The organism is Flavobacterium anhuiense (genome assembly GCF_004151235.1).
In the GTDB taxonomy this organism is placed as follows: Bacteria; Bacteroidota; Bacteroidia; order Flavobacteriales; family Flavobacteriaceae; genus Flavobacterium; species Flavobacterium anhuiense_A.
The window spans coordinates 254,871-263,003 of the sequence record NZ_JUIV01000005.1; the positions used below are offsets into that span (position 1 = coordinate 254,871).

Annotated in this window: 9 protein-coding genes; 6 read left to right on the top strand and 3 right to left on the bottom strand. The window is 32.2% G+C overall.

Translation table 11 applies throughout. From position 1 onward, the window contains the following. Positions 1-125: 125 nt before the first annotated feature. A complete protein-coding gene (locus tag NU08_RS09640; RefSeq protein ID WP_129746921.1) occupies positions 126-2,393 on the bottom strand; it encodes a M1 family metallopeptidase in 2,268 nt (755 codons plus the stop codon). 186 nt (positions 2,394-2,579) lie between these two features. Between NU08_RS09640 and NU08_RS09645 the strand changes: the two genes are divergently transcribed. The 3 genes from NU08_RS09645 to NU08_RS09655 all read left to right on the top strand — a co-directional run bounded on the left by NU08_RS09645 (position 2,580) and on the right by NU08_RS09655 (position 4,653). Beyond that, positions 2,580-3,431, top strand: coding sequence for an aldose 1-epimerase family protein (locus NU08_RS09645; protein ID WP_129746922.1), 852 nt, complete (start codon positions 2,580-2,582; stop codon positions 3,429-3,431). 9 nt (positions 3,432-3,440) lie between these two features. Continuing rightward, positions 3,441-3,989, top strand: coding sequence for a GNAT family N-acetyltransferase (locus tag NU08_RS09650; RefSeq protein ID WP_129746923.1), 549 nt, complete (start codon positions 3,441-3,443; stop codon positions 3,987-3,989). Positions 3,990-4,098: 109 nt separating this feature from the next. Continuing rightward, positions 4,099-4,653 carry a DUF3575 domain-containing protein gene (locus tag NU08_RS09655; protein ID WP_129746924.1) on the top strand — a complete coding sequence of 185 codons (555 nt, stop codon included), beginning with the start codon at positions 4,099-4,101 and terminating at the stop codon, positions 4,651-4,653. Positions 4,654-4,656: 3 nt separating this feature from the next. On the opposite strand, the gene NU08_RS09660 is transcribed toward NU08_RS09655, so the two are convergent. Together NU08_RS09660 and NU08_RS09665 are read right to left on the bottom strand one after the other, a co-directional pair. Further along, positions 4,657-4,881, bottom strand: coding sequence for a VF530 family DNA-binding protein (locus NU08_RS09660; RefSeq protein WP_111369699.1), 225 nt, complete (start codon positions 4,879-4,881; stop codon positions 4,657-4,659). A 108-nt stretch (positions 4,882-4,989) separates the two neighbouring features. After that, on the bottom strand, positions 4,990-5,601 hold the full coding sequence (locus NU08_RS09665) for a hypothetical protein (protein WP_242502523.1): 612 nt from the start codon (positions 5,599-5,601) through the stop codon (positions 4,990-4,992). Between the two features lie 168 nt (positions 5,602-5,769). Here NU08_RS09665 and smpB point away from each other — a divergent pair, with 168 nt between their 5' ends. From smpB to NU08_RS09680, 3 genes are all read left to right on the top strand, one after another. Further along, positions 5,770-6,225: an SsrA-binding protein SmpB gene (smpB, locus tag NU08_RS09670; RefSeq protein WP_008463103.1), complete on the top strand. Its 456-nt coding sequence runs from the start codon at positions 5,770-5,772 to the stop codon at positions 6,223-6,225. A gap of 81 nt (positions 6,226-6,306) precedes the next feature. Beyond that, positions 6,307-6,945: a hypothetical protein gene (locus NU08_RS09675; protein WP_129746926.1), complete on the top strand. Its 639-nt coding sequence runs from the start codon at positions 6,307-6,309 to the stop codon at positions 6,943-6,945. Positions 6,946-7,031: 86 nt separating this feature from the next. Continuing rightward, entirely contained in the window at positions 7,032-8,081 is a 1,050-nt protein-coding gene (locus tag NU08_RS09680) for a Fic family protein (RefSeq protein ID WP_129746927.1), read from the top strand. Positions 8,082-8,133: the final 52 nt, after the last annotated feature.

Consider the following 8,133-nt stretch of genomic DNA (forward strand, 5'->3'; position numbering starts at 1 on the left):
TACTGAGGTTCCAAGACTTTACTTTTTAACTTGAATGAACCCGAAACCTGAAACTTAAGACAAAAGAAAAAACCCGACAGTTAAAATAACTATCGGGCTTTAAAATTCTTTTTATTATTTCTAAATTACTTTCTAGTAAAAGGTATTATTTGACCGTTTGAAAGTATCAAATCGAAACCGTTTTTAGCATCGTTAAATTTAAGTTTCAAACCAGCTCTCGCAGATTCAAAAGTATCTTTTTCGTTTGCAACAGGCTCTAATGCAAACTTAGGATAGTTTGGAAGTTCTGCATTTAAAACACTATTTTTCTCTGTCAATTCAATTGTCAAAGGCGATTTTGACGTAACATAGTTACCAACAAAAGGATCTAAAATAAGATCTTTTTCTATCTTACCTTTTCCCGCTGTCCAAACATTATTAGACGTATTATTGTCTGGAAAAGCATGATCTGGATCTAAAGTAATACTTTCGATTTCCTCAGTCGAATTATGTTTGAAAGACCAAGAATTATTTCTTTGCCAAATTTCTACTGGTAAATTAACTCTTGTCACTTTTCCGTTTTTTGTTTTCACATCTAAAACAATTGGCATTGGCATTTTATCAAAATTTTCAACTGTGATTACAGCACCTTTTGCAGGATCATTTTTTACATATTTTACCGAATTAACGCCTTGATCAAAACGCCAGTTGTTTACGTACCAGCTTCTCCAGAACCAGCTTAAGTCTTCTCCTGCCACATTTTCCATAGATCTAAAGAAATCATCTGGCTGCGGATGTTTGTATGCCCAACGCTGAATATAAGTTCTAAAAGCAGTATCAAAACGTTCTTTTCCTAAAATTTGCTCTCTTAAAATCACTAAACCTGCGCTTGGTTTAAAGTAGCATAACATACCAATATTAGCTTCTTTCATGTTATCAGGAGAACTCATAATCGTTTCTAAATCAGGTCTAGTAAACGGTTCTGCCATATCATGCAAATTTGTTGGTTCTTCTTTATATTCACCATTGTTAAATGCAGCAGTACTTAAAGAATTGATGAATGTATTAAATCCTTCATCCATCCAAGCAAATAATCTTTCGTTTGAACCCACAATCATTGGGAACCAAATATGCCCAAATTCGTGATCTGTTACTCCCCAAAGATCTTGTCCTTTAGATTTCCATCCACAGAAAACAATTCCTGGGTATTCCATACCACCTTCATTTCCAGCCACATTTGTTGCTGCCGGGTAAGGATATTCAAACCATTGTTTAGAATAATGCTCAATTGACGCTTTTACATATTCTGTAGAACGCCCATAAGCGCCTTGGCCTGCACTTTCAACAGGATAAGCAGATAATGCCAATGATTTTTTACCGCTTGGAAGGTTAATTTTTGCTCCATCTAAGATGAAAGCTGGAGACGACGCCCAAGAAAAATCACGCGCATTTTTAATTTTATAATGCCATGTTTTTTCTGTTCCTGAGTTACTATTTGCTGTTGCATTAACCTCTTGCTCAGAACGAATTGTTACTGTTTTATCACTGTTTGCAGCATCTTTATATCTTTTTAATTGCTCAGCAGAAAATACTTCCTGACCATTTAACAATTCTCCAGAAGCTACAACATAATGATTTCCTGGAACTGTAAGTTTTACATCAAAATCACCATACTCTAAATAAAATTCAGAAGCACCTAAATATGGAGCTGTATTCCAACCTCGCACATCATCGTACACACACATACGTGGGTACCACTGCGCAATTGTAAATATTTTTCCGTTTTTTGTTTCTAGAACTCCCATTCTGTCTGATCCTTCAAAAGGCGCAATAAATGAGAATTCAATTTTAACCTTTACAGAACCTCCTTTTGAAGCCAATGCTTGAGGAAGAAAAATCTGCATTCTGGTATCTGTAACTATATATTTAGCATCAACTTCTGTCTTGTTTTTTCCTCCAGAAATTATCTTAACAGATTTAATTTTATTTCCGCCATCAAAAACTTGTCCTTGAGCTCCGTTACGGCTTCCTGTTAAAGGCACAACAGCATTTCCTCTAGAATCGTCTTTAAATAAGTTCTGATCTAAATTCAGCCAAAGAAATGATAATTTTTCTGGACTATTATTAGTATAAGTGATTTCATCTGTTCCTACAATCTCGTTTGTAGTTGCATTTAATTTTGCCGTAATCTGATAATCGGCTCTATTCTGCCAGTACTCTACTCCTGGTTCACCGCTTGCAGTGCGGGTTGAAGTACCATTTTTAGTGTAAAAATGAGGTCCAAAGGCATCATGATAATTGTAATTGTTTACTGGATTTGCTGCTGGTGCTGACGAAGTTTGCTGCGCCCATACTGAAGAAATCCCAAAAAATAAAGCCGCGGTTAAAATGGCTTTTGCAGATTGCTTTTTCATATTTTTTAGCTGTTTATGTAGCAAATTAATGAAAAAAAAAGCTATTTACAGAGAAATTTCAAAACATAAATTTAATTTTAGCATAATTTTATCAATAAAATAATTTAAGCCTTTTTCTTAAAAAACTAAAATTTATAAAATATATTTACATCTCTATAAAAAACATTCATTTTATAATCAATTACTGTGATTACAACTATTTCAAATTCAACATTAAAAGCTTCTATTAAACATGCTGGAGCCGAATTATTTTCTATAAAAGACAATCAAAACAATGAATACATATGGGAAGGGAATCCAGATTTTTGGGGTAAGCATTCGCCAGTACTTTTTCCGATTGTAGGAACTTTAAAAAACAACACCTATACAATCAATGAAAAAGAATACCATTTGCCTCGACACGGATTTGCTCGTGACATGGATTTTGAATTGATCGAAAAAACTGAAAGTAAAGCTGTTTTTTCTCTTAAATCTTCAGAAGAAACATTGCAGAAATATCCTTTTGAATTTGAACTGCAACTTATTTATACGCTTAATAAAAATTCTTTGGAGCTTGAATATAAAGTAATTAATAAAGGAAAAGAAAAAATGCCTTTTTCAATTGGAGCGCATCCTGCAATTGCGCTTCAAGGAAATTTTGAAAATTATGCATTCCAATTTGAAAAAGACGAGAATTTAAAATATTACCTTCTTGAAAACGATTTGATTTCTTCTAAGACTAAAATTTTAGAAACAAAAAACCATTTGGTTCCTTTAAATTATGAGCTCTTCAAAAATGATGCTTTAATTTTCAAAACATTAGAATCAAAATCTTTAACTATTCTTTATAACTCAAAACCTTATGTAAAAGTTGCTTTTAACGATTTTCCAAGTTTAGGGATTTGGACAAAAGAAAATGCACCTTTTGTATGCATCGAACCTTGGCTTGGTTATTCTGATACTGATGGAAATTCAGGCAATTTATATGAAAAAGAAGGAATTTTGATCTTGGATGAAAAGAAAGAATTCTCCGCAAAATTTAGTATTACTACGTTATAACAAAACAAAATGTTAGATTTTAACTTTACTCCATTTCCAATAATAGAAACTGAGCGTTTAATTTTAGATCGAGTTACAGATAAAGACGTTCAAGAAGTTTTTGAATTGCGCTCTAATCCTGAAACAATGAAATATATACCAAGACCATTGGTAAAAGATCACGAAGACGCTCTCGAACATATCAGAATGATTGATGAAAAAATCGACACCAATATTGGAATAAATTGGGGAATTAGATTTAAGGATGATTCAAAATTACTTGGAATCGTAGGGTTTTACAGAATGCAACCCGAAAATTATCGTGCTGAAATAGGCTATATCCTTTCTCCTAATCATCATGGAAAAGGAATTGTCCCAGAAGCTGTAAATCGGTTAATAACATTTGGTTTTGAAGACTTAAAATTGCATTCGATAGAAGCCGTAATTGATCCCGAAAATTATGCATCAGAAAAGGTATTGCAAAAATGCGGTTTTGTTAAAGAAGCACATCTGAGAGAAGTAGAATTTTGGGACGGAAAATTTTTAGATAAGGTAATTTATTCATTATTAGAAAAATAACACTTTATACTTATTAAAACATCATTATAGATAATAATTCTTAAGCATTATACTTTATATTTGCGCTCAAAATTAGCAAACAGCTGTTTTTGAATTCCAAACAATATTTATGAAAAAAATATCCGCCCTACTTGTTCTTTTATTTTGTACCCAATTACAAAGCCAGACATTTGTAAAATTTAACGGAGCAACTGCTCTAATATTAGTCCCAAATATTGGAATAGAAACCAGTATTGGAGAAAAAACCACTTTTAGTGCTGATGTAATGGCTTCTTTCTGGGAATCCTTTAACGGAAATAACCCGATGAAATTTGTCACTGTTACTCCTGAGATTCGTTATCATTTTAAAGAAAAGTACAATGGCTTTTATGCTGGAGCTCATATTGGTGCCGATAAATATAAATTACAAAAATGGAATTATTGGGATACTAATAAGTACGAAGATGGTTTTGGCTATAGAATTGGAGCTACAGTTGGTTACAATTTAAAACTAAGTGATAAATTTTTACTTGACTTTTTTGTTGGCGGCGGATGGCACCAAGGATTTTACAAAGGATACTATAACGACGGAACTCCTGGAAGATATGAAAAAGCACCTCATTGGAATAAAAGTGGAGAATGGCTTCCGTACCGTGGAGGTGTAATGATTTCGTATAAATTATAAAACTCAGCTTAATTTAGGAAGTGTTTTAATATAAAGCTCTTCTACTTTTTTACGAGCCCAATCTGTTTTTCTTAAAAAAGTAAGACTTGATTTTACACTCGGATTTGAATTAAAACATTTAATCGGGATTAATTCTCCTAAAGTATCAAATCCATAATAATCGACTAGAGTTTCGACAATTTTTTGAAGTGTGATTCCGTGTAAAGGATCTTTGGATTGATTTTGCATCTTATACTTTTTAAATACTATCAAAAAGACCGTACTTCAAAAAAGTACGGTCTTCTTTTTTCGCAAAATTACTAAATAGAATTTTACATTAATCAAATAAAGAATAAATTAGAATATGAATTTAAATCCAACAGAAACAGGAGAAGTCAAGTTTGGATTACTTCCTGCTAATGCTGTATTGTAAAATGGGTCAACATTAGCTACATGCGCTAAACCAAAATTGGTCACTGTTGTTTTTTCCCCATCTTTAGCTTTAAGTGTTGTAGAAGTAAAATTAGCCAAATCATAAGAAAATTCTACAGAGAAGTTTTTAGTAACAAAATAATCTAACCCTCCAGATACTGATAATCCAACTTGATTAACTTTTAACTCACTTTCTTTCTCTTTTCCAGTAATAACAGGAATTGCTGCCTGTCCGCAGAAATATAACGAACCTGCTATATTCCAATATTTTCTAATTAAAGGCTGAACAACAATTAAATCTGTCTTTGCTGCTGTACCCGCGTCTGTCTCGGCTTTGATATTAATATATCCAATACCTGCCCCAACAGCAACTGACGGAGTAACAAATGTACCTACAACTGGAATTACAGATAAATTTGTATTTTTATTACCTTCATTTTTAGTCTGTTGATAACCAAATTGAGAAGTTGCAAACCAAGCGCCTTTTAATCCTTGAGACGAATCTTGAGCTTTTGCAGTTAAACCGATTAATACCATACTCACTAATGTTACAATCTTTTTTATTTTATTTTATTTTTTAATTACTGGACAAACTTAGCAGTAAGCTTTTTTCTTAAGACTGACTAAAATCATGGAATTAAAAAAAAACTTCAATTACCTTTAACTGCCTCATTTTTTTTTCAATTTTGTCTTACATTTGCAATCATGATAAAGTCAGTTAACATACTTAACAAAAGAGCCCGATTCGATTATGAAATAATCGACACTTATACTGCTGGAATTGTTTTGGCGGGAACAGAAATTAAATCTATACGTTTAGGGAAAGCAAACATTACCGAAAGCTTCTGTGAGTTTAGCGGTATGGAACTTTTTGCCATTAATACTTATATTGAAGAGTATTCTTTTGGAAATCAATTCAATCATAAATCAAGAAGTGAAAGAAAACTACTTTTAAACAAAAAAGAATTAAAAACACTTCATAAAAATGTTCAGGCAAAAGGTTTAACTATAATACCTTTAAAACTTTTTACAAACGAAAAAGGTTTAGCCAAACTACAGATTGGGCTTTGTAAAGGGAAAAAGAACTATGACAAACGTGAATCTCTAAAAGAACAAGATACCAAACGTGATTTGGACCGTATTAAAAAAGCTTATAATTAAAAGCAAATTTAATTTTCTATAAATGATACATTTATAATATTTTATTGTTATTTTTATTACAAAATAATATAACTGTAAAATATGAAAAAGTACTTCGTTTTGTTTTTCGCTATTGCGGCGTTTACAGGTTGTGGCAGTAATACTTCTATTGTAAATAGCTGGAGAGATCCTGATGTAACAATCACTCAGGAACAATTCAAAAAGGTTTTGGTTGTAGCTTTGGTCAAGGATGAAGCCTCGAGACGAATTACAGAAAACAGAATTGCAGCGGCCAATCCGATATTCAAAACTTCATATCAATATTTAAACGCAACTTCTCAATTAACGCAAGAACAAAAACTAAAGGTTTTGCAAGATGAGAACTTTGATGGAGTAATCAGTATGCGTTTAGTGAGCAAAGAAAAAGAAGTTAATTATGTTCCTGGCACTTACACCGGAATGTATTATGGAGGATTTGACGGGATGTATACTGGAATGTACGGTTATGGATTCGGAAACTGGTACGGAATGTATTCTCCTAACTTTTATGATCCAGGCTATTATCAGGAAACTACTTCTTACATGGTAGAAACTAACGTTTTTTCATTAAAGCAAAACAAATTAATCTGGACAGGAACTACAGAATCACAATACGTTACAGATTTAGGACAAACAGTCGATGCAATTATGCAAGCTGTAGTGAAAGAAATGAGAAAAGACGGCTCTCTGCCTCCAAAATAATTATAGAAAAAAAAGCGGTGTATAAACATCGTTTTTCTTTTGATTTAAAAATTGACTAAATTTGTCAAGACTAAAATTTTCATTAAATGAAATCCTTATTAAAAAACGCCAGAGAACAGAAAGGCTTAAAAACCCGTGAATTGGCTCAACTTGCCGGAATTGATCAAGCCTTAATCAGTAAATTTGAATCTGGAACACGAAAACCGACCAAAGATCAAATTATTAAACTTTCTCAACTTTTAGAAATTGATTATGAAACTTTAATGATTGCTTGGCTTAAAGAAAAGATTCTTTATGAAATTGGGGATGACGAACTTGCCTTAAAAGCATTAAAAGTTGCTGAAGACGAAATCAAATACAATAAAACGGTTTCAAATCTTAAATTATCTGCTTCTTTAGAAAAAATCTTAAAAGAAATTGATGCCTTAAAAGAAAAACTAGATTCTTATCGCCAGTATGACAGCTTTAAAATAAAACAAACTTTAGAATTGGAATATACTTTTGAAAGCAATCGAATTGAAGGAAATACAATGACACTTCGTGAAACAGATATGGTCATCAATGAAGGTTTGACGATTTCCGGAAAAAGCATGCGGGAACATCTTGAAGCTATAAATCATCAGGAAGCAATTGGCTTTATTAAAGATTTAATGAATAAAAACAACTCTTTTAACGAACGAGATCTTTTATCTATTCATAATCTAATTTTACGCGGAATTATTCCGGAAGATGCAGGACGTTACAGAAAAGTTCAAGTTATGATTCAGGGAAGTAGTCACATGCCTCCACAACCTTTAATGGTTTCAAAGGAAATGGAACAATATTTTGTTTGGTATGAAATCAATAAAAACAAACTACATCCTATTATTTTAGCCGCAGAAATGCATGAGCGTTTAATTACAATTCATCCTTTTATTGATGGAAACGGAAGAACTTCAAGATTAATAATGAATTTAATTCTGATGCAAAAAGGTTATCCAATAGCCAATATTAAAGGAGATTATGAAACAAGAATCCAATATTACCAGTCTTTAGAAATTGCTCAAACCCAAAAAGACAAAGAAGATTTTTTTCTGTTTATAGCGCAAAAAGAAAAAGAAAGTCTGGAAAGATATATTTCAATTCTTACCCAATAAAAAAGCCCGTTCTGAACATGCCCCAAAAAGTTAGACACTATTTGGGGCATTT

What these genes read in the sequence shown, in the direction of transcription:
- NU08_RS09640 (WP_129746921.1), bottom strand. Translation starts at nt 2,393, where the DNA reads ATGAAAAAGCAATCTGCAAAAGCCATTTTAACCGCGGCTTTATTTTTT.
- NU08_RS09650 (WP_129746923.1), top strand. Translation starts at nt 3,441, where the DNA reads ATGTTAGATTTTAACTTTACTCCATTTCCAATAATAGAAACTGAGCGT.
- NU08_RS09655 (WP_129746924.1), top strand. Translation starts at nt 4,099, where the DNA reads ATGAAAAAAATATCCGCCCTACTTGTTCTTTTATTTTGTACCCAATTA.
- NU08_RS09660 (WP_111369699.1), bottom strand. Translation starts at nt 4,881, where the DNA reads ATGCAAAATCAATCCAAAGATCCTTTACACGGAATCACACTTCAAAAA.
- NU08_RS09665 (WP_242502523.1), bottom strand. Translation starts at nt 5,601, where the DNA reads ATGGTATTAATCGGTTTAACTGCAAAAGCTCAAGATTCGTCTCAAGGA.
- smpB (WP_008463103.1), top strand. Translation starts at nt 5,770, where the DNA reads ATGATAAAGTCAGTTAACATACTTAACAAAAGAGCCCGATTCGATTAT.
- NU08_RS09675 (WP_129746926.1), top strand. Translation starts at nt 6,307, where the DNA reads ATGAAAAAGTACTTCGTTTTGTTTTTCGCTATTGCGGCGTTTACAGGT.
- NU08_RS09680 (WP_129746927.1), top strand. Translation starts at nt 7,032, where the DNA reads ATGAAATCCTTATTAAAAAACGCCAGAGAACAGAAAGGCTTAAAAACC.